The organism is Peribacillus sp. FSL K6-1552 (assembly GCF_038005205.1).
Lineage (GTDB): Bacteria > Bacillota > Bacilli > Bacillales > DSM-1321 > Peribacillus > Peribacillus butanolivorans.
In genome coordinates this window covers 2,754,098-2,775,558 of the sequence record NZ_JBBOST010000001.1, presented here as the reverse complement: position 1 = coordinate 2,775,558, position 21,461 = coordinate 2,754,098, and the positions used below count along the sequence as shown (strand labels likewise).

Annotated in this window: 22 protein-coding genes and 4 pseudogenes; 3 read left to right on the top strand and 23 right to left on the bottom strand. The window is 34.2% G+C overall.

Features of this window, described 5'->3' with window-relative positions; genetic code table 11:
• Positions 1 to 563: 563 nt before the first annotated feature.
• From NST21_RS13470 to NST21_RS13400, 15 genes are all read right to left on the bottom strand, one after another.
• The gene (locus NST21_RS13470; RefSeq protein ID WP_340889573.1) at positions 564 to 983 is read right to left on the bottom strand and encodes a UPF0715 family protein; all 420 of its coding nucleotides are present in this window, start codon (positions 981 to 983) and stop codon (positions 564 to 566) included.
• Positions 984 to 1,250: 267 nt separating this feature from the next.
• Entirely contained in the window at positions 1,251 to 1,760 is a 510-nt protein-coding gene (locus NST21_RS13465) for a YfiT family bacillithiol transferase (protein ID WP_340889571.1), read from the bottom strand.
• Between the two features lie 367 nt (positions 1,761 to 2,127).
• Positions 2,128 to 2,322, bottom strand: coding sequence for a CDGSH iron-sulfur domain-containing protein (locus NST21_RS13460; protein ID WP_081109037.1), 195 nt, complete (start codon positions 2,320 to 2,322; stop codon positions 2,128 to 2,130).
• 379 nt (positions 2,323 to 2,701) lie between these two features.
• A complete protein-coding gene (locus NST21_RS13455; RefSeq protein ID WP_340889570.1) occupies positions 2,702 to 2,989 on the bottom strand; it encodes a hypothetical protein in 288 nt (95 codons plus the stop codon).
• 162 nt (positions 2,990 to 3,151) lie between these two features.
• The gene (locus NST21_RS13450; protein WP_340892540.1) at positions 3,152 to 3,694 is read right to left on the bottom strand and encodes a hypothetical protein; all 543 of its coding nucleotides are present in this window, start codon (positions 3,692 to 3,694) and stop codon (positions 3,152 to 3,154) included.
• A gap of 309 nt (positions 3,695 to 4,003) precedes the next feature.
• Positions 4,004 to 4,672 (bottom strand): hypothetical protein, encoded by a 669-nt coding sequence (locus NST21_RS13445; protein ID WP_340889567.1) that lies wholly within the window; start codon positions 4,670 to 4,672, stop codon positions 4,004 to 4,006.
• 229 nt (positions 4,673 to 4,901) lie between these two features.
• On the bottom strand, positions 4,902 to 5,393 hold the full coding sequence (locus NST21_RS13440; RefSeq protein WP_340892538.1) for a DUF6584 family protein: 492 nt from the start codon (positions 5,391 to 5,393) through the stop codon (positions 4,902 to 4,904).
• Positions 5,394 to 5,563: 170 nt separating this feature from the next.
• Positions 5,564 to 5,794: a hypothetical protein gene (locus NST21_RS13435; protein WP_340889565.1), complete on the bottom strand. Its 231-nt coding sequence runs from the start codon at positions 5,792 to 5,794 to the stop codon at positions 5,564 to 5,566.
• 261 nt (positions 5,795 to 6,055) lie between these two features.
• Positions 6,056 to 6,610 carry a GNAT family N-acetyltransferase gene (locus NST21_RS13430; protein WP_340889562.1) on the bottom strand — a complete coding sequence of 185 codons (555 nt, stop codon included), beginning with the start codon at positions 6,608 to 6,610 and terminating at the stop codon, positions 6,056 to 6,058.
• A 292-nt stretch (positions 6,611 to 6,902) separates the two neighbouring features.
• Positions 6,903 to 7,367: a hypothetical protein gene (locus tag NST21_RS13425; protein WP_340889560.1), complete on the bottom strand. Its 465-nt coding sequence runs from the start codon at positions 7,365 to 7,367 to the stop codon at positions 6,903 to 6,905.
• Positions 7,368 to 7,585: 218 nt separating this feature from the next.
• Positions 7,586 to 7,966 carry a hypothetical protein gene (locus NST21_RS13420; protein ID WP_340889558.1) on the bottom strand — a complete coding sequence of 127 codons (381 nt, stop codon included), beginning with the start codon at positions 7,964 to 7,966 and terminating at the stop codon, positions 7,586 to 7,588.
• A complete protein-coding gene (locus tag NST21_RS13415) occupies positions 7,956 to 8,456 on the bottom strand; it encodes a helix-turn-helix transcriptional regulator (protein ID WP_340889556.1) in 501 nt (166 codons plus the stop codon). The genes NST21_RS13420 and NST21_RS13415 overlap by 11 nt, the downstream gene beginning before the upstream one ends.
• Positions 8,457 to 9,027: 571 nt before the next feature.
• On the bottom strand, positions 9,028 to 10,302 hold the full coding sequence (locus NST21_RS13410; RefSeq protein ID WP_340887875.1) for an IS110 family transposase: 1,275 nt from the start codon (positions 10,300 to 10,302) through the stop codon (positions 9,028 to 9,030).
• Between the two features lie 210 nt (positions 10,303 to 10,512).
• Positions 10,513 to 10,899 carry a hypothetical protein gene (locus NST21_RS13405; protein WP_340889555.1) on the bottom strand — a complete coding sequence of 129 codons (387 nt, stop codon included), beginning with the start codon at positions 10,897 to 10,899 and terminating at the stop codon, positions 10,513 to 10,515.
• 196 nt (positions 10,900 to 11,095) lie between these two features.
• Positions 11,096 to 11,497: a hypothetical protein gene (locus NST21_RS13400; protein WP_106028626.1), complete on the bottom strand. Its 402-nt coding sequence runs from the start codon at positions 11,495 to 11,497 to the stop codon at positions 11,096 to 11,098.
• A 496-nt stretch (positions 11,498 to 11,993) separates the two neighbouring features.
• Between NST21_RS13400 and NST21_RS13395 the strand changes: the two genes are divergently transcribed.
• Positions 11,994 to 12,635, top strand: a complete 642-nt coding sequence (locus NST21_RS13395; RefSeq protein ID WP_340889554.1) for a GTP pyrophosphokinase — start codon at positions 11,994 to 11,996, stop codon at positions 12,633 to 12,635.
• A gap of 73 nt (positions 12,636 to 12,708) precedes the next feature.
• On the opposite strand, the pseudogene NST21_RS13390 reads toward NST21_RS13395, so the two are convergent.
• The 5 genes and pseudogenes from NST21_RS13390 to NST21_RS13370 form a co-directional block, all read right to left on the bottom strand.
• Positions 12,709 to 12,840, bottom strand: a pseudogene (locus NST21_RS13390) (recombinase family protein); the annotation flags it as partial.
• Between the two features lie 121 nt (positions 12,841 to 12,961).
• Positions 12,962 to 13,221 (bottom strand): annotated as a pseudogene (locus tag NST21_RS13385) (IS110 family transposase); the annotation flags it as partial.
• Positions 13,222 to 13,299: 78 nt separating this feature from the next.
• The gene (locus NST21_RS13380) at positions 13,300 to 13,512 is read right to left on the bottom strand and encodes a hypothetical protein (RefSeq protein WP_340892689.1); all 213 of its coding nucleotides are present in this window, start codon (positions 13,510 to 13,512) and stop codon (positions 13,300 to 13,302) included.
• Between the two features lie 322 nt (positions 13,513 to 13,834).
• Positions 13,835 to 14,425 carry a recombinase family protein gene (locus NST21_RS13375; protein ID WP_340892536.1) on the bottom strand — a complete coding sequence of 197 codons (591 nt, stop codon included), beginning with the start codon at positions 14,423 to 14,425 and terminating at the stop codon, positions 13,835 to 13,837.
• A 560-nt stretch (positions 14,426 to 14,985) separates the two neighbouring features.
• Positions 14,986 to 15,909 carry a trypsin-like serine peptidase gene (locus NST21_RS13370; protein WP_340889553.1) on the bottom strand — a complete coding sequence of 308 codons (924 nt, stop codon included), beginning with the start codon at positions 15,907 to 15,909 and terminating at the stop codon, positions 14,986 to 14,988.
• Between the two features lie 755 nt (positions 15,910 to 16,664).
• Here NST21_RS13370 and NST21_RS13365 point away from each other — a divergent pair.
• Positions 16,665 to 16,841: pseudogene (locus NST21_RS13365) on the top strand (recombinase family protein); the annotation flags it as partial.
• Positions 16,832 to 17,059: pseudogene (locus NST21_RS13360) on the top strand (DUF3898 domain-containing protein); the annotation flags it as partial. The pseudogenes NST21_RS13365 and NST21_RS13360, both read left to right, overlap by 10 nt.
• A gap of 393 nt (positions 17,060 to 17,452) precedes the next feature.
• Here NST21_RS13360 and NST21_RS13355 read toward each other — a convergent pair.
• From NST21_RS13355 to NST21_RS13345, 3 genes are all read right to left on the bottom strand, one after another.
• Positions 17,453 to 18,376, bottom strand: coding sequence for an HNH endonuclease (locus NST21_RS13355; protein WP_340889549.1), 924 nt, complete (start codon positions 18,374 to 18,376; stop codon positions 17,453 to 17,455).
• 911 nt (positions 18,377 to 19,287) lie between these two features.
• Positions 19,288 to 19,713 (bottom strand): hypothetical protein, encoded by a 426-nt coding sequence (locus NST21_RS13350; RefSeq protein WP_340889547.1) that lies wholly within the window; start codon positions 19,711 to 19,713, stop codon positions 19,288 to 19,290.
• Positions 19,714 to 20,510: 797 nt separating this feature from the next.
• A complete protein-coding gene (locus NST21_RS13345; RefSeq protein ID WP_340889545.1) occupies positions 20,511 to 20,831 on the bottom strand; it encodes a hypothetical protein in 321 nt (106 codons plus the stop codon).
• Positions 20,832 to 21,461 lie beyond the last annotated feature (630 nt).

Sequence of the window (21,461 nt, the reverse complement as noted above, 5' to 3'; positions counted from 1 at the left end):
TTTTAGTATTTCAGTTAATACAGGACAGGAATACTGCCCCGTTAGTTTACCCATTTATGAATTTCCCTAATGAAAAAACCAATAAAATTAATAATTGATAAAGAGTAAAGGGGATTAGTGTAAGGAATGGGATGTACTTCATCTTATCTTGTTCTTTCCTTATCACAGCGATAATCGTACATATAATAGAAACACCATACAGGCTCAAACTACTAATTAGTAATATATCACTAAACTTAATTATTTCAATTGAAACAAATAAAAGTAATGGAGCCATAACTCCAACTATGGCTGACGTAAAACTAAACATATTTTTCTTCATTTCAATTTCTATCCTCAATTCATTTGATATTGGTGGTGGCAGCCACACATCTTGAACTATAGCACAAGTTAGCTTAATAAAATTTTCTCTGTTAATCACTCTTTTTTTCAATAATAGATTTATTTAATCCTACTTGTCTTATGCAACTAACCTGCCCCGTTAGTTCCATAAGAAAAAGCTGCCTTAAAGACAGCTCCGAGCTTCAGCTAACGTACCCTGTTAGCTAAAGGACTAGGATATTTCAGTTTTTCTTTTGTAAGAAGACAGAATCCCAAAACCAATAAATAGCAGCTGCTGCAAAACTTAAACCGTAATATATTTGGGTTTTAACTAAATATGTAGGTTCAACTCTAAATAACATTACATTAAACAAAAATACTGCTACAAAAGAAAGTACCGTGTAAATTAAAAGATAAAACACATTAAATTTTCTCGGGCGTTTATTAAATATAATTTGCAATGGTACTGCAAAAAGTAAATAAGGTATAACAACATAAAAAGAATAAATAATAACAGGCAATAACCGCAACCAAGAGGGTTCTCCACTAAAAACAATTATAACAACAGAAAATGAGATACAAGACAAGAATAGACTAAAAAAATAACAAGGTATTACATCGCTAATTTTCGATACTTTTTCACTTAATTTCCAAATCTCCAATTTTGCTCAACCTTCCTAAATGTCATGTTAATTTATTCCATCATAATATCATTTCTTCAACTATTCTGCCTCGATAGATGCATAAAGAAAAAGCTGCCTTAAAGACAGCTCCGATCTTAAGCTAACGCACCCGTTAGTTCTTTAAGAAAAGCGATTCTTATTAAAGAATCGCGCCCTTTAGTTGAATAAAACTTCTGTAATTATTCCTTATTTTAATTTTAAAAATGGCTTATCGAGGTTCGATAAGCCACTTTTATACATATTGTATTATTTTGATAATGCGATTTTTATATGGGCTAAATGATGCTCTTCGTGCCAAGCTAATTTTGCAACTTTTGTTGCAACTGTTATTATACCGTTTATCTGGTGAGTAAAAGCTCGATCTAATTGCTCTTCAGTTAAACTATGTCCTAAAGATAAGATGCGCTCATTTATACCTTCTAACATTTTAATAGAACTTTCTACAGGAAGCTTTGTATCCGGTTGAATAGCCCACTTTTCTTCATCAAAAGCTGGTACTGTTGGATTCTCATCTGTTAAAGCCAGCTTCAAACGTTGATACATGTTCAACTGAGAATCTGCAATGTGATGAACAAGTTGACGAACTGTCCAGCTACCTTCACGATAAGTTCTGCTTAATTCCTCATCACTTAATGAGTCGACAGTTTCTCTTAATCGAATCGTGTAAGTTTCGATTTCCTTTAGCCATTCTTGAATATTTTCTAATGTTACTTTTTCAGGAACTTGTAGTTTCCCAATTGGGTATCTTACATCCATTTTCAATCCCCCTTTTCCTTATTCTTTATTTCATTATATTTCGGTATTAACGTTTAATTTTATTTAATTATATCACTTCAACAAACTGCATCGTAATTCAAAAGTTTATTCAATTAAATGGCCCTTTAATGGAATAACATGACTGACGTATTTAAACAACTTTAATGTCACTTAACAGTATTCCTTATGGAACTATCCTGCCCCTTTAGTTCATTAAGCAAAAAGGCCACCAAATGGCAGCCCCGGTTCACAACTAACGCACCCGATAGTTCAACAACATACTCTTTCGTAAAAGAAAAATGAATCGGGCGGCTTTTTGGGGTTCGATTTCCCAAAAGGGTGCCCTAAAGCTTCTGTCCCACTAGCTTTATTCTGCCCTAACTACGCTTTCGAAATTACTTTTGTGGGATCCGTCACAAAAAGGTTTATTATCGGAAAGTCCACATCTGCATAGGGAAAAGGCTTCTTTTGTTTCAATTTTATTCCCTTCACCATCGACTAGCTCTACATTCCCTGATACACGTAATGAACCATTATCATTAACTTTAATAGTAGCTATAATAAATCACCTCTTTTTTAAAACATTTTTGCCATGGGGGAATAACTTTAAACGATAAATAAGTTCTACTTCCTCAATATTATTTGATTGACATCCTGCAATTACCAAAAGAAGAAGTGTTATACCAATAAAAACACACCACATTTAATCGCCCTCCCCCTTATTTTTAGAGGATATTACTTTAAAAAGTTCCAAAAACCTTATTCTACTAACCTGATCCTTTAGCTGCATAAGAAAAAGCAATCCTTCTTAATGAAGAATCGCACCCGTTAGTTAAGGAATCGACTTTTTTTACTTCTTCTTAATGAATTAACTCACCCGTTAGTTTAAGTACATTTTTTCACAATCTTTTGGTTTGAATATTAAACATTTAAGAAAAACTCTAAAAATATAATTTCTTTTTAGCACATAATTGAGGATTCGTGATTAATTTAGCTTTCGCTATTCCTCGCTTAAATCTTACATTGTTTAACCATTCAACAATTGCTTTTGCATCATAATTAGGGTGAATTCTTTCCCCATTTTCTAAAGCCCAATATTCTGTATTCTTTTCCTCGTCAAAAATCCAATTTAGAAAGTCCTCCTGAATACTGTTCATCTTCCTACCTACTTTTGTTGAACAAGAAATGTATTGAATAAAATCGTCACCAAAGTCAATTTTTATAATCATAAGAGTTTCACTCCTTAAAATCATTTTGAAATTAAGGCTATTATAGCATTCCTTATTAATCTAACACTTGCCCTTTAGTTCAAAAAAAAGCTGTCGCAATGACAGCTCGAATCTTAAAGTAAAGCCCCCGTTAGTTGAACAAAGGCGTATAGCAAAACAAATTCAAACCTGAGGCGGAATATATTCTCCTGTTTTTACATTAAAGCCAGCTGCTTTCATTTTTGTCTGGTCGCTATTCCAACCTATTACTAACATTAGGGTAATATTTGTTTCTGGATCTTTGGATAGCCTAAAATTATAGCCTTTAGCCCAATCTTTACCTGGATAAATACTGTCCATTTTCAGTGCTTTTTTTAGTAACTGAGGTGAATCGTAGTTAATATCTTTCAATTTTATAAACTCTTTTTTGGGGTAAGGAGAATCACCTTTATTGGTCAAATCATTTATTTTATCAATTTCTCCATTATGGATGGTTACTAAAAAAAACTTATTGGTATCTGGCACTCCAAATGAAATATTCCAATGTTTTCTTTTACCGTTGCTCCCTATTGACTTTCCTGGCTTATCCAAGTCTATATTTATTGCGTCTAATAATTGGGCATTTTTATTCCATTTTAAAGCAGAGGGATATGCCAACTCAATAGCTTGTTTTAATGACAACTCGGTTCTATCCTGAATTGGATTAGTAATATCAGTTTGCCCCATAGCAATAGCTTGCTGATTATAAAAAAGAAAATATATCGGGAATATTACTAAAACTAAACAGGCTTTAAAAAGAAAATTTAATTTTTCCAACAGCCTTCCTCCAATTGCCCAAATTTAAATATAGCTTGTGTAATTGGAATAAAATTATCAATAATTGTTTCAAAACTCGGTCTGTTAGTACGAAAAAGATGCCTTATATATACACGATTCTTCTTGAACTAAACTGCCCCGTTAGTTCCATAAAAAAAGAGCTGTTTCCAGCCCCGTATAGAAGTAATGCACTCTTTAATTGGATCAAAGATTGGAACCTCAATTGTCAAGGTAATATATATTAGCTTCATTTTTTTTAGTTACATAAACGTTCATATTTCCTAAAGATTTATCATTTAAAAATAGTTGCAATTCCCAAATACCTGACTCGTTGAATTTAATTGAAGTGGATGATATAGATACAGGGAAAGTTAAATTAATTTCTATATCTTTTTCTATATTTTCTTCAATACTCTTATTAATACTAACTGGCTTTGGGGTATAATCTTTAGGTAATTCTTTTAAAGGTGTCTCTTTTTTTACTATCTCTCCTTTTGATATTATACTCTTTCCACTTTCATTTTGAACTGCTTTTACCTTTAACTCGCCTAACGGAAGCTGTTCATCCATTGTCCAAAAAAGCCATTCCAACTTAATTTCTTTATCCATTATCAAAGGTTTATCGAAAAAACCAAATTTCCGATTTTCACCCCTTATTTCATATACCATTATTACATCGTTTACTTTTTCATTTACTGTGAATGTTGGTGTTTGTATTGAGTTGTTGTTAGGTGAAATAATGTTAGAACTTGAATTTAATTTAATACCTTGTTCCTTTAGGCCATCTTGTACTTCTGCTTTCGCAACATTGTCATTCTTTTGCTTGGAAGAACAACCAAACAATAAAACTGAAGATAAAACTAAAACAACAAAATAGTGTATTTTCATTATTTCTCCTTTCAGATTTAGGTTTAATATTATTGACGTTATATGTCCAATATAGTTTCGATTTTATGGTATAAATTTACACATTAGTCCTCATTTCCTTATGGAACTATCCTGCCCCTTTAGTTCAATAAAAAAAGACTGCCAGCGATGGCAGCTAGATCTTCAAGTAACGTAATCGTTAGGTAAAGAACAAGTACTATAAAACTCTCTTATAATGCAATATTACGGATCAAAAAATCCAGTTTAAAAGAGCGTAGACTCCGATTAATGCAAAGAGAATTGTTAATATTATTATTGAGAAGCAACCAAAAATAACCAACTTATCTTTCAATAGATCGTCAGGTTGTTCCAGCAAATTCTCTTTCACTTTATTTTGTATAGGCGAAATTATCTGATCCAATTCCAGTCTTATTAAAATTTCACTATCACCTTTAAATTTTAGAGCTCGTGCTATTTTGAAAGGATCGTTTCCCAAAGATTTTTCGAACAGAATACACGCTTTTACCATCTCTGATGTCTTATTCTTTTCTAAATACCAGTAACGACCTGCCATTGAAGGATATTCTAATGCAAAATAGATGTCCCCCAACTTTCTGCGGAGTTCTAACTCATTAGGATAGGTTGAAATTAACCCGTGTAGTCTATCCCTTGCTTTCCCTAAATCATTTTTATCAATGTCCTCTTCTATCTTCTTAATCGTTTTAACAGGTACCTTTTCTATACAAACACCTCATTATCTTTTTTCTTTATAGTCTTTATTTCTAGCTAGCTCAAAATAGTTCCTTCTTCAACTATCCTGCCCCGTTAGTGCCGTAAGAAAAAGGTTGCCGCAGCAACCTTCCACATTAAGGGTAAAGCACCTTATAGTAGTACAAGTACAGAAATTATTTATTACCTTTTCTGTATCTTTAACTTTCGTTCATCAATATGTATAGAAAAAGAAAGTACAAGTATTGCTAATGTTACAACTATAAATAACCAAGTTAATTCTATATCTGTGAAATAATCAACCGTGAGTATAATAAAATTTAAAAAATTGAGAATTAAGAATAAATGATTCTTTTTATTAGGGATCTTTTTTTCAAAAAACAATCCCATTACATATTTCAACTTATTTGACATTAAGTTCCCCCTATGAAACTTCAATCTGAACTTAATAAACTATATCATATCGCAAACGGGTCTTCTTCAACTAAACTGCCCCGTTAGTGCCACAAGAAAAAGGCTGCCGCAGCAACCCTTGTTATTGAAGTAAAGCACCCGTTAGTTCTTTAAGGAAAGCGATTCTTATTAAAGAATAGCGCCCTTTAATTGAATAAGAATGGACAATATTTTATTGAAATTATCGTCAGCAAACCTCTTCATTTTATCCGTATAAGAACACTAAATTTCCAGGTTAGTAATTTTGCCGAAAAGTAACGCATCATAATACTTACCCTCTATAAAATAGTGGTCTTTTAAACGCCCTTCTAACTCATACCTGTTCTTTTCAAGTATCCGTGCAGAACCAATATTGGCATGCGCTACCATAGCATGGAGTTTATGAAGATTAAGTGATGTAAATGCAAAATCACTCATCAATGCAACAGTCTCTGTGCCATACCCCTTACCCCAATGATGTTTATGCAACACATAACCAATTTCAGCTCGGTTTGCTCCATGGTCAAAATTGAAAATTATGGCTGTCCCTATAATTGCTTGAGTTGATTTTTCAACAATGGAGGAATATAAATGAGTTCCTTCCGACTCACGTTTTAACATTATTTCAATGAACTGACGAGTTTCCTCCAAAGTACTCATCAAATTCCAGCCAATAAATCGTGATACTTCTTGATTTGACGCATAGCGATGTATCTCTTGAACATCCTCTATCTTTAGTGCTTTGAAGTAGATTTTTTCACCATCCAATGAATGAAATAAAACAGCCTGCTTCTCCATTTTAGCCTCCTCTAACTTCGCTTTGTTAATGAACCTCCGATGGTAGCGAAAATGTCCCCAATTAAGGTTAATATCATCGCTGCCTAATTACAATTCTCTATTCGCTTATACTCTCCTGCTTGATTAGCTTTATAAGCCTTGTTCTAGAATCTGGCCCAATTGTTGAACAAAGATTAAACAGGACTCTTTAACTATCCTGCCCCGATAGTTGCATAAAGAAAGAGCTGCCTTAAAGACAGCTCTGATCCTAAGCTAAAGCACCCGTTAGTTCATTAACGATTTTAAACAATCTTTATATGCCGCAATGGTACAGATAAAATTCACCTTTAGCTAAAGTTTCTGACATTGAAATTATCTTTTCAAACTGTGTAATCACTTCATCTCGGTTGAAGACTAGTTTTTCATAGTTCCCCTCCTGATTGTCAGCTTCGCCATAAACGAATTCTCCAGTGAGTTCAAATTTAACAGGTGCATTTTTAAATAGACTTTTCCATGACGCAAAAATACTTATTAAAGTTTCAGAAGACTGCTTGTCAAAAAGGGTTACTCCATGATAGTTAATACCTCGACCATTAGGAGTTCCTAGCAATGATGGGTTTTTACTTGGAATCCATTCTAATGAGTCCATAATGTATTGAATCAAATCATCATGTATGACAACACTGTCAATGAAACTGTTATTTCTTTCTCTATACATCCAAAAATCATTTATATCAGTTGTCTTAGAAATAAGGTAAAACTCATGCTCCAAGCTCATGTTTTCCTCCTTAAAATAAGTTCCTCGTTAGATCTAATATTAGCATTCCTTATGGAACTATCCTGCCCCTATAGTTCCATAAGAATAACGGTTAAACTTTTTTCAAATCGGTACGACTTTATTGTAAATTAAACACCTATAAGAATAAAGAAAGCCTACGATCCTTGCTATTTTAGGAAGTAGGCTTTCTTTTATTTCAGTTATTTTTTGACTTTTCTCTATTTTTTAAATGGAAGTCGTGGACTTTCGTCTTTATATATAGAGTAAGTCCACGCTTCATTTTCCATTTTTGAGCATTGGTCATTATTACAAGTGAAAATATAGGTCTGCTTATCAGTACGAACACTTACCTCAAAATATTTGGGGAACATTCCACCTTTATTTTTATCCATACTTCTATCAATAGCAATGATATTCTCTTTTTCTGCTATCTTTTTATAATCTTCACTCTCAACTGTTTTCAGCACCATTTCACTTAAAATAGCCTGTTCACTTTCGGACGGTTCATACGCTTGTTCCAAAAAATACCATCTTCCAAATAAAAACAAATTAATCCCTATACTGATTATCAATACTGTAACTAAAATCTTATTCTTCATATATCCCCATCCCTATACCTTTGTCTATCTCGATAGTCCCCACCGCCTGTAATTCATTTAAACGACTTAAACTCTCTTCTTTATTAAAAGAACTATGCCAACGATAATCATATTGATCCAATATACGGTAATGGTTACTAATCAAATTTTGTTGCAAACGAAAATCCCCTCTATACTCGATTTCTTTCCACCATACCTTACCACCCATTGTTTTTTCTTTAGGCGTACCACCATTTTTGCTAGCAATTAACTGAACAAAATCAACTGGATTGTCACCAATTGATGATATCAACAATTGGCTATGATTAAACAAAGCACAAAATGCAACAACGGTGGTCCAATTGGCTTCTGTTCTTCTTTTTTCAATTTGAACTAGTGTTTTTTTTGAAATCCCTAGAATTTCAGACATCTTATCTTGAGAAAAACTTTGTTCTGTTCGGACAAGTTTCATTTTTTCTGATATTAAATTGATGAATTCTTCTTTTTCCATATATACTAAATACTCCTTTTTAGTGTAATTTTACACTAATAGTATTATTTTTCAACAAAAAAATACCCTAAATAAGTTTGAAATAGGAATGTTTCTCAATTAAAGCTTGTTGAACTCCCTCAGTATGATAGCTATATCTCTCGAATGCTCACTTATTCGCAGGATTTCATAACCCTTGAAAATACATTAACGGTTAAAAGCAATGAGCTCAGATCATTTTGGTTTCATGGAGGCATAGTTAAATAAAGGAGTAATAGGAAACTCCATATTCTACCATATAATGCACATAATCTCCACGCCGCCCCTGGAGGCTTTCCCTCCCATGTCTCAACGGGTCATCGAAAAATATGCCCTCTCATTCCTTCGTCATGCCTATCCAAGGGGTGGAGGCCAGTTATGCTAACCTAATGGGTCGGTGCCCTTTTGTTCAAGAAATCTGGTACTCCGTGCATCTTTGAAATCCTACGAATAAGAAAACATTCGACAAAAGATAAGCTGAAAATAAAGTATTAATTATTTTCAAGTGAGGTTCCCTTCGAGAACCTGTAAAGCATGATTTATTCAATAAAAACTAGGCTGCTAGAGCTGAAAAAGGTTGTAATTTTTCTGGGGAATAAGATTCATTTCGTTTGGCTATGCCTACAAATACTCGAGCCAGTTTACCAACCAATTTCATAATTGATTTCATTTTCTTTATTTTTTTCACCTTAACATTATTAGCGTGCAACGCTTTAAACTCAGGGTTATTCATGACAAGGCACATCGTCGCTAGGTATAAGAAACGCCGCAGTCTGGATCTCCCACGTTTAGAAATGACAATCTGACCTTTCCATTTACCAGAGCTCGCCTCGGAAAGATGTAACCCTGCATGACGAAGTAGAGAATTACCGTGGGCGAATCCACTTAAATCTCCAGCTTCCCCTAAAATTCCAGCTAAAGAGATTTCACTGATCCCTTTAATAGCCAACAGTTTCTTTGCGAAAGGAATTTGTTGAAGCACGTTAGTGACTTCTTGTTCCACTCTTTCGAGTTGCGTTGTAGCTAGATCATACTCTTCCAGTAGTTGTTCTAAATGTAGCTTGTAAGCATCATGTGCTTGGTGGGATCCGATAGAGCGTTTAGCTAAATCTATAAGTTGATAAGCTTTTTTCAACCCAGGCTGACGCTTCATTACCGATTTCCATTTGGCTACAATATCTTGAGGTTGCATCGATCGTAACTCGATTGGTGTCGGAAACAAACGTAGAGTTGCGATTGCCCCTTTTCCTTTCACATCTTTAAACACTTGTCGTAGCTCAGGAAAGACAACATCTACCCATCGATTTAATTGATTAATAGAACTAACGAGACGTTTTACGATTACGTCACGGTTGGACATAAGAACTCGAAGTTTTTCGAAAGACTCTGAAGCCACATGAACAAAAGAATAGTATCCATTCTTGACCATATCCGCAATCACGAGAGCGTCTTTTTTATCACTTTTGGACTGAGTGTTATCTCGATTTTCTTTATTTCTTTTTACAAGGTGAGGATTGACTGTTACGACATCAACCTTTTCGTTAGATAACCATTTCGATAGATTAATCCAGTAATGACCTGTAGGTTCCATACCGACAATAGTTGTGTCTAATCTGTTTTTACCTTTTAGTTTATTAATCCATTCTAGAAATCTGTTAAAGCCTTCTTCGTTATTTTCAAAAGTAAGAGGATCACCTACCACGATTCCTCGATAATTTACAGCTCGAGCAACGTGAAATTGTTGGGCGATATCCACGCCAACAACGAGATGTCGATCAGAAATTCGTTCAATGAGTTGATTTTGTTTGTCCTGCATTTTAAAATTCATATTAGGGTTCCTCCTAAGGTTTTGAGTTAGAGTGATGTCTTACTCATATCTTACTGAGGAGCCCTATTTTTTTCAAAGTTAATAATTAACGCTCTACAGGAATGCTAACCTGCCCCGTTAGTTCCATAAGAAAAAGCTGCCTTAAAGACAGCTCCAATCTTCAGCTAACGCACCTGTTAGCTTAATAACTTAAAAGAATATAACAGGCTTTTATTTACCTACATATTCAATCTTAATCCCATTCACCTTTTTATCCATTTCGGAAGTTTCAGAAGATTTATCATAGATAACTTTTAGGTTCCTTTCATTAAGCCATTCAATCGAAAAATCTTTATCTGACCTAAATGTATTTCCTGATTCATTTTGAAAATCATCATCTTTATTTAAAATCGATAATTGGGGTGAAAATCCCGTTGTCGCACCACAACTTCTTTCGAAAATGTAAGCCACCTTCTCACCACTGGGAGAAGGGTTTTTTTGTTTAATATCGTTTCCACACATATCCTCAAATAAGAAATCCAATAGATATTTACCAGCAATAAATACAAATAATATTATGATTAGCGTCATTAAAATAGTTTTAAATCTTTTTGTCATTAGAACCACCCAAAATTCAAGTAATAGAAATTAGCTTTTATAAATGCACTGTTTTTATTATGTTCTTCTTCAACTATTCTGCCCCGTTACTTTAAGTTCAACTTTTCACAATCCTTCTTTTGGAATATAACTAATTTTGTTGATAATACGTAAAATCAGGGACATCTTTATACGATGTCCCTTTGGTATCAAATTTCTAATTCTTTTGTATCTTTATGATTGCATTTGAAGGCGTAAACCCATCTTTATTTCCGTGCATCAACTGTCCATATTTAGTTGGTATTTTAACATACTGAACAACTTTATTCTTATTAAGAAATACAAGCAAATATATATCATCTCGATGAACCATATTAGTTGGATCTTTAAATTTAACGCCTAGTTGCTTATTTATGGTTTCTTGATCAGTGTAAGGAGTTATTAAATATGCTTTATCCCAATCGAAGTCCGTTAGAGAATTAAAATCGATTTCCGTCACGCTTTTTTTCTCCAAAGCAGAACTTATAGATTTCTCTAATCCTTTATTATGCATACTAACGACTTGCGAACAACTTGCTAGAAAAATTAGTGAGATAAGCATAAATACAATTTTTTTCAATATACCACCCCTATTGATTGGTTTAATTCGTAAATATCGATAAATCATTGGTCGTGTTTTGAGAACAAACATCTTTCAGTAATAATATTATATACAATTGATTCTTCAACTAACCTGCCCCGATAGTTGCATAAAGAAAAAGCTGCCTTAAAGATAGCTCCTATCTTAAGCTAACGTAATAAGATAGCTTTTTTTTTATAAATAAGCTTGCTAGTTTACATTAGTATGGAGTTAAGAAATGTTTAATTTATTTGCTGCTTCTCTTTACTATAGACAATGATTTTATATTCATCATCTTTTATGGTTTTTTTAACCTCTTCCGATTCTAAAAAGTGGAGTTAGTATAGTTTCATGGACACAATAAGCCTTGATATAGATGGGAAGGCAGTCGTTCCATTCCTGAAGTTGACTTTTGATTAATTTTCGTATTTTTTTGTTTGTCTTTTTTAGGGTATCTTGGTTATGATAACAGAGTAATAACAGGAGGGCTGTGGACATGCTGAAAAAAAAGAAGAAAATCGAGGTTATTCAAAAAGTATTAGACAATTGGAGGGGCTTCTTTTTACCTTACCAAATGGCATTACATGAATTAGAAAGTGATTTCAAGGTTATTGACTTAGAGTGGAAAACACAACATGGTTATTCTCCTATTGAACATATGAAAGCACGCATGAAAAAATTAAGCTCTTTGGTGGAGAAAATACAAAGAAAAGAAATTCCTTTAACACAAGAAGCGGTGAGGAATGAAATAAGAGATATTTTGGGTGTTAGAATTGTCACAAGTTTTATTGATGACGTATATTTGTTGAAGGAGCATATCGAGCAACGTGAAGACATTCGAATGATACGCGTAAAGGATTATATTCAGGACCCGAAAATGAGCGGATATAAAAGTTTGCACCTGATTGTAGAAACCCAAGTCATCCTATCCAACGAAATAATATGGGTTCCTGTAGAAATACAAATTCGTACTTCCGCTATGGATTTTTGGGCATCCACCGAGCATAAACTAAACTATAAATATCAAGGCGAGACTATACCTGAGGATGCTCAAAAGCAGCTAATTGAGCTTGCCAAAGCTTCTTCTTTAATGGATAAAGAAATGTCAAAACTAAGAACAAAATTACTAGCCAATTAAGCAAACAATCGTGACACCTTTCTCATTTACAACCTTAAGTCAATCTGACAAATAAAAACACTTAGTCTTAGAATCTAAGGGTTTCATCCTTGTTCCGTCCAAAACGATCCAGTGAATGAATGTAAAGAACATCCCCTTTCCGGATCATTCGTTTTAACAATTGATATTGTTCTCGTTCAAAATTTTCCCCACTTTGTTTATCCATACTTTAACGGACGTTAAAAGTAGGTGATTTTATAAAAAAATGTTCCGTTCGCAAAAGTGTACCTAATACTTGCTTTTGTTAGCCAATCCACCATTTTTCGAAGACCATCGGTCTCTATTTTTTCACCGTTTAGAATCGCTTCAAGGATACGGCGTCCCGATACACCAAAAATGTCTGATAGAACGGTTGTTAGCTTGATATTGGCATCTTGAAGAATTTTGTGAATCCGATTCTGCTCTAATGATCTTTTACATCAGTTTTACGCCCTGGAACATTTTTGACATGCCTGGCATTGGCAAGAACAAGGTGAAAAGATCCTTCGAGTATATTCCATATTGGTTTCCAGTAGACTCCGGTACTTTCCATCACAACATCGGATACCTGGCCGAATGGCTTGCCAAGCTTCTAAGATGCGGACTTATTGAAAGCAATTTTGTCCCACCAGAGGCTATTCGTGATTTACGGGATCTTACTCATTATCGAAAAAAATTGATTCATCACCGCACCAAGGGTAGCTAGCCAATCACTTAAAGCCAAGAGTCCCGTTGTTGTAGTTGAAAAAGTTTCAATAGAGGTTTTTGGCTTTTTATCTAATGGACCAAATAATACACAGGCTACTACAGTTTCTTGGTGTACATCTAGGCCAGCATACCGTTCAATCATTGCTTCCATAGGAGAATCACCTCAAAAAAAGATTAACAATACATATGACAGGAGATTTGTTACAAAAATTTTTGTATACGTACTAGCAGTACACTAAATGGTTCTTCAATACTGTCACAACCAGTTTCTTATACAGGGTAGCTTCCTTAAGATCCACCAAAAAAGGTTCAGCCTGGTTGTATTGTTTTCATCCATTATTGTCAATGGGTTAATGGGTTAGATTCTATTTTGGGGTAATGAGCAGGTTTCGTGGTAGATGGTGGCGGCGAGGATCGCCGCCATAGAAGTTTCTTAAGAATCGCGCCCTATAGTTCAATAAGAAAAAAGACGATTAGCTATTGCTAGTCATCTCTATCACTTTAGCATAAATAGTGGAACGTGGGACACCTGTAGTTTTTACAATGTCCTTTACACTCATTCCGTTTGTTTCACGTTCATTATATAGCTTAATAGCCCGTTTTAAAGTCTTTTCATCTTGCCCTGGTCTTCCCATATGTTTCCCTTGCCTTTTTGCTCTCTCCCGGCCTTCTGTTGTTCTTTCTACAATCAAATCACGTTCAAATTGTGCGAATGAACCTAAAATATTAAAAAATAGTGTTTGTAAGCTGTTTCCTTCGTTTGAACCATCAAACTTCATATCTTCTTTTACAAATCTTACATTAACCCCTTTTTCAGCTAATTCATGAACTATCTTATTTAAGTCCATAATAGAACGAGCTAAACGATCTATTTTAGTTACTACTAATGTATCTCCTTCTCGTGCAAATTCAATAGCTTCATAAAGTTGGGCTCTTTGTTTTGTACTTGTTCCTGTTACTTTTTCAACAAAAATCTTTTTACACCCTTCATTTTCCAAAATCTCCTTTTGTGTTTCTAAATCTTGGCCAGTAGTTGAAACCCTCGCATAACCAATTAACATTATGTATCATCCTTTGTCTATAAGTCTTAAATCTTTTATACATTAAATTATAGACTAACTTTTAGTGTCACTTTAGGAGGTAATTTGCGCTTGTTTTAAGTGCTATTTTGCATATCCAACTTTTGTAGCTTTGGAATAATGATTGATCCAATTAATACTAATAACCTTGATAAACGAACAAAAAGAAAGAGCGTGTTTTGAAAAAAAAGATTGATCAAAACATGCTCTCTTAATATATTCAATTGAATTATTCTATTATAAAAAGTTTGATATTTCTGTGATCTTTCCTCCATTAAAGCTCTCGATTGTTGAGCAACACATCTAACTTTAAAATATGTGCAAAATATTAGTAAAAATGACACGTCATGTGAAACCGTGGAATATTTCGATCTCCAAATTGACGTTTTATAAGTTCACGTTTCTGGTTTGCAAATTCATTTCCATACTTTAAATCGTAATTGGCATAAAGAAAACGAGCCTTGCCATTAGTATTACAGAAAAATCATGAGCCTAAAAAGCATAATATTATAACAAGGAACTTATCGTTTGTTTAGCCAATTTACTTAAGACCAATTCTGTCTTCCATACCTAATAAGGTTTGCAAGTCCAGGTCCACCTGCAATGAGCCCGCCAGTGGTTGTAGGGGAAGGTTCGGTCTGACCACCAGAAACTACACCCACTATATAGGGAAAATAATCTCTATCGATTAGATATACCGGCCCTCCAGAATTACCTCTGGTAAGGTCGGCATTAGGAGTGTATAATGCTTCTCCCCCTGTATTCCAAGGCTCCTCCTTATCAATATACATACTAATACCACCCTCAGATGACGGTTGTTCCCCACCGGCGATTAAAAGAGGATATCCTAAGATTATGAAGATAGGCATGTTTGACCACTCAAAATATTTATAATGCTTGGCACCGAAATATCCTAACTGTTTTCCGAGTGGATTATATAATTTAAGTATAGCCCAATCATATCCAGTAACATCACCGTGGGTGTTAAAACCCATAGCTTCTTCGACATATGACTCAACACCAGCTCCATGTAATGAGTGCCCTTCACCTTTTTTGTTTATATCGTCATTATAGTAGTCAGGTACAAATCGCATCCACCACCCCTGTTTTTCCCAGGGAACCATGTGTCCGGCAGTGATAACAAGATTATCTCCAACAAGAGCCCCAGATCCTACCCTTTCGTTACTGTTAAATATTTTTCCTACTAATCCATAAGGATATGTAGTGTCTTTATAGGTTTGTCGAAGATCGTCAGTTCCTAGCATAGACGAATAATCGACCTCTTCCGGACGGTAAGCAGGCAACTCAGAGGTTGGATCAATGTTCTTAAGGAGATCATGATAATCTATACGAGTGACTTTCTGTACAAATTTTATACCACTGTCTAGAGAACAAAGATCTTGAGGTGGATTATTTTCAGCAATAAATTTTTGCCTATAAAACTTATTGTCCTGGTTTCCTTTTACCATTTTAAGACTCCTTTCCTATGTGTTCACTACTAGTATGGGTGCTTTGAATAAATCAATACAAATAAGAAAGGACCCATTAGTGGAAGAGGCTGCTGAAAAAGTATCTGTTTTGGCTAAGGAATGAGGATTTTCATCAATATACAGAGAATGAAAAGAAGTTAACCGTCTATATATAGTAGGTGATTAGCTTCTTTTTCTCGTTAAACAGACTTTTTCAGTGTCCTCTTAGTGGAAGAAGGTCTTTCCTTATTATCCAATACACATAATAGCCCAACCGTTAGTCTGACTCCGGCGACCACAGTACATCACAGATTGTCGCGCCCTTTAGGGGTAGCACATATAGGAGATTAACCTTTTTTTAGTTGTTACACCAGCCAAGCCTGCTAAAATCGGTTCTTGCAATAAAAACACCACTCCCCAGCTCTTGAAAATTTTAAAACAAAAACAAAGGATAAAGTTACTAATAAACCGCAAAATTAAACTAGAGTATAACTAATAGTATTGTAGAGGCTAAAAATAAATTTTGCTGCTAAAAACAACTTTATCAAAAACAACCTTTTGATAATCATAGATGCTATTATTTGTTACAAAACTCGTCCCTTTTCTGAACACGCTCCTTTTTAATTCGTAAGGAGAGTTTTTTATCGTTTGGAATGTAACAAAACTCCGTTCATTAATCTATGTTCATTAACCATATATTCATCATCTTATGTTACATTGAAAATCAAAGGAAAAATGAGAAAAGAGTGATTTTGGTGTTAATCGGATATGCACGTGTGTCAACAGGATTACAAAATTTGGATTTACAATCAGATGCTTTAACGCAACATGGTTGTACGAAAATTTTTCACGATAAAATGAGTGGAACAAAAAAACAACGTCCCGGTTTAGAGGAAGTACTTCAGTATGCACGTAAAGGCGAATCGAGCATACATCTGAAGCCGAACTGCGCATGAAGCTTGGGAGTACATCTATCAAAGGATTGCTTGCTGATTTCGGGGATACCATCCATTTAGGAAAGATTAATGGGAAGTATGTATTAATGATAGAAGCCGATACAATAGAGTTCGATAAAGGCATTTCGCCGATTGAATTTCACAGACCGGAGGATTTGATGGAGATTGTGGAGCGGATTAGTAGAAAGGTTTAAGCGGATTAAGGGTTTTTTGAGGGATTTGTGATCATTGTTGTGATCATAAAAACAGTGCCATTTAAATGTTTGTGATTAATTTTATGCTCTAAAACATGTTAATAAGGGTTTCCTTTAATTATACTTAAAATATTAAATCAAAAAGACAGTGAGCTTATATTTGCTTACTGTCTTTTTGATTATAACTAAAAGTTATGATATACATCCTGTACGTCATCGTCGATTCCACGTTTTTCGATCATTAACTCTTGGAATGTAAGTATTTTGAATTACTTTAAATGTATTCAAAATTACTATGATTAATGTTCACATATAATCGCAGTACAAATCACTACCTTTTTTCGAAAAAGATTGTCGTGTAAGTATACCTACTATAAATCTTTATAGATTACACTACTTTGTTTCAAAAATATTCCTCTTGTGCCACTTAAAATACACTTTATTTTTGGAATGAATCTGAATTTTAGTACTTGGTACTAATCCATACTTCAAATAATCTTCATTACAGATAACTGAAGAAATGTGCAAACGTCCTTGTCCATCAAATGCAATTAACCCTTTATCATACAGGGCATCATGATTACAACAAAGCAGTACGCCGTTGTATGGATCTAAACGTTCTTCATTTGTGCTATCTTTCCACGGTTTCGAATGGCTCGCTCTTAGTAACTCAGGTAAATCAATACTGCATAATGCGCATTTATGATCCCACAATGGCGTAAGATACTTGCGAAACTTCTGTTGACCTAAACGAATTTTTGTTTTTACTTCTGATTCTGTTTCTGCAATAACTGGAACTAATGTATTTCTTTCTGTTCTTCTCACATTATCAATCGATAGCTCAAGTTGTTCCTGGTCTACTTGATATATATTTAAATCACTTATCAAATCTAGAAGTTTAATAGCCAGTTCCTCATTACAAGGATATAAATAGCCTTGATTGCCATCAGCATTTTTTTGAAATGCTGAATACTTAATTGGAAGGAGCGGGAGAAGTTCATTAAAACTCCCTCTAACATTTAAAGGTACATCTAACTCATGGTATTCTAATTTCACTAAATAGCCTTCATCGTTCCATTTGCTATGATTTTGCATAATAGAAGGTTTAGGAGCATTTTTATAATTATCATTTGCAACGCTAATTGCAACAATTAAACCTTTTACATAATGAAAGATTCGATCGCCTTTTTGTACCTCTTTCATACGTTGCCAAGAGTGAGGTACATTTCCTCCCTTATCCTGTTGTGGCGACCAAATAATCCCTAGATCTTTTTCTTCCTGATATGTGTGACCTTGCATAACGATAAAATTATTCAAATTGCTTCCCCCTAAAAAACGTGGCTGTTTTGATATATTCTATTTTACATTAAATATTCTATTAAAATAACAACTTCCAATACAATTCGTCACGGATCGCCAAAATCGTCTTCTGTGATAATGGATTCCTGCCGACGGCAAAACCTACAAACAACACAAAAAAGGTTGATATAGGTCGGACACTCTTGATTATTTCTAACCAGAGAACCTTAATATATCAACCCTTTTCACAAAGTGATGTCCCAGGAGATATTCGAACTCACGACCGACTCCTTAGAAGGGCGTTGCTCTATCCAGCTAATCTACTCTATATACCACTGTTTTTCTTCCGTTCAGTGTAACGGTCACCTTACGAGCTTAGACCGTTTGACATTGTATAACTCAAGGGATACACTTTTTTTAAAAAGTTTTCTCTTACTATCTGAGTGATCTTTCCCAATAACTTGATTCTTTTAAAACTATCGTGAAACCAAGGTCGATTAAAACATTATTTGTCTGATTGCCCCCTGAGAGAGTGCTAAATTTTACCCCATTAGCTACTTTACTTGCAATCTTTATTACATCTTCTGGAGAATATCTATTGCCTTAATATGCAAGTTCATATTTAAATGAAGGAAACATTTCCTCTTCTTCTACAATTTCAATAGCCTTCAATACATGTTCTCTTTTTATATTATTTAACTTACTCTTTCTCATGGGGCATCTGCTTAAATTTGTTTAAATTGACAACTCCATCAAAGTAACGTATAGGTAAATGATACCGTATTAATAAAAAAAGAGCAGCACACTTTAAATATTACTCTCACACAAAAATTTTGCGACCTACGTCTGTACCTACTATCCACAGTTCTCATATATAGGAGGGGGATTATTGTGGGTTCATATTTTCACACTCCTAGGAAACACTTTATTTAATTTTTATATAAATTACACAATTTATATATTTGTACAAATTGTTCCTTCGTACACTGAACGAGGATTTTGTGCTCCTCGCCTTCTTCGTCGATCAAATAAATGTACGCAGTCGAGTTGTCTTTTTTCATTGCTCTGACAGCAACTTCAGCGATTGTACCGACTGAACCCACAAGTGCCGTACTAAGTATAGTACTACCATAAGCTTTACCGACGTTTCGATCTCCACTTTGTTCCCACTCAATCTGTGAAAGTGTGAAGTGCTTCTGTCCAAATGCCGTTGTGACCTTGACTTCGCCTAACTTCCTCCCCTTTATTACAGACATTCTATTAACGAGCCCTTTGCCTTCGACATTATCAGTTAATACGTGACCGCCCTCCAATACGCTGACCCGAGGTCTAAAAACCTGTTTCCAAAATCCCATAATAGTACCGTCCCTTTTCCTTATATTATCTTATATGTTATATGTACGCATCCGCCTACAAATGGGTTCATCTTTCTTCGCAGTTGCCTATTTTTGCACCAAAAAACCTTAGCCTTCCTCGTTTTTCTTCGGAAAGAATGATTCCTTAATCTGGCCGAAGTTCATCACAAGTGCTCCGATAATAAGTATTCATCCAGGATTGCTTCGTCTAAAACTTCCGAATAAATTTCGGGAATTAACGCCAAATTTGCACCGCCTTATCTATTACGAAATATAATTGCGAATCGTCTTCGCCAATGATGATTACGCGATTTAACTACTGCAAGACCGCTATCAACCGCAGTCTGCGTTATGTTCAAGTCGTCCATGTCGAGGTCAATTTCGTCCTCACCAACGCAAATCTGCATTGATGATTTAATAAAGAAAAACCTTTCGTAAATAGGGTTAATAGTGATATTTTATTGTAAAACAAATATAAAAAAAGCCTGAGAATTGTGCCCAGACTCTTATCCTGAAATTATTTTTGGTATGTTGGTTTTTTAATCGCTATCAAAACCCAAAAAACCATGATTATTGGAATAAAAAATAAATTCAAATTAATTCTTCTATCAACGATAATTGAAAAAATATCGTTAATAATTAAACTAACTAAGCTTAATAAAATGCATATAAGCAAAGAATGTATCAATAATTTCAGCATTTTTATTCTCGAAAAGTCAGGTATGTCAAACATTGTTTTTCCCCCTTAGTTTCGGATATTTTACCAATATCCTAGTGTTTTACACGCACCTTTAACTTTAGGTTTCTTTTTCCCCCATGTGGCAAGCAGAATAAGCTCCTATTATATACAAGTCTTGAACTATTAAAGTAGCAACAGTCAACCCGACAACGGTTCCAAATACAATTTTTAAAGTTTTTTCCAATACTGAAGGCGGTGCAGCGTGTCTACCAGCAGCTGACGCTGTTAGTTCGTCTATTTGAATAACATCGTCTTGTTTAAGTATTTCATTCTCTAATAATCTTGTTTCACTTTCAATTTCATTTAAATCACCTGAAGAAATTTCAATAAGTGCCTGTTGGAGATTATTAATTTCTGTATTCGATAGACCAATTTCCATAGCATAATCTAGGTTTAACTTAGTTTTATCATTTTCTTCAACAATACCATTTTGTATACCTTCTAATACTGAAAGATTTTTTTCCTTTTCAATAGTAGTAGGTAACGTACATTTATATCATTTTCAACTAGTCTTTTTATTAATGACAGTGCATGATCATCAGTCAATACTGCTGGATGATCATTTGGATATGGATTATCAGGAGTTAAGTGAAATTTACTAAGTATAGGTATACATTCATTTATTTTCTTTTCGCCCGGATTATTCAGAACTCTTTAACTATCACTTGAACCTTGTACTGCGCACACTCCAAAGCCGTAAATTGCCCCTTGCAAAGAAATAGTTAACCACTTAAACCAATACTTTTTCTCTCGATTATTATTATGCAAGCTAGCATTTTCTAAATAATCAATTGTAATATCAAGCTCATTACCTATGAGGAATTATGTAAATTTTATCTAATTTGAAATATCTTAACTACTATTGGACAATGAATATTATGTATTCTATCGTGGTTTTCTATGTAATAAATACTTTGTATTATATAATTTTAATTATTTAATCTCAGCAAATTTTTCTCCATTCTGTAAAGCACAATGAGTTATAGAAACATAATTTAGGTATACTGAT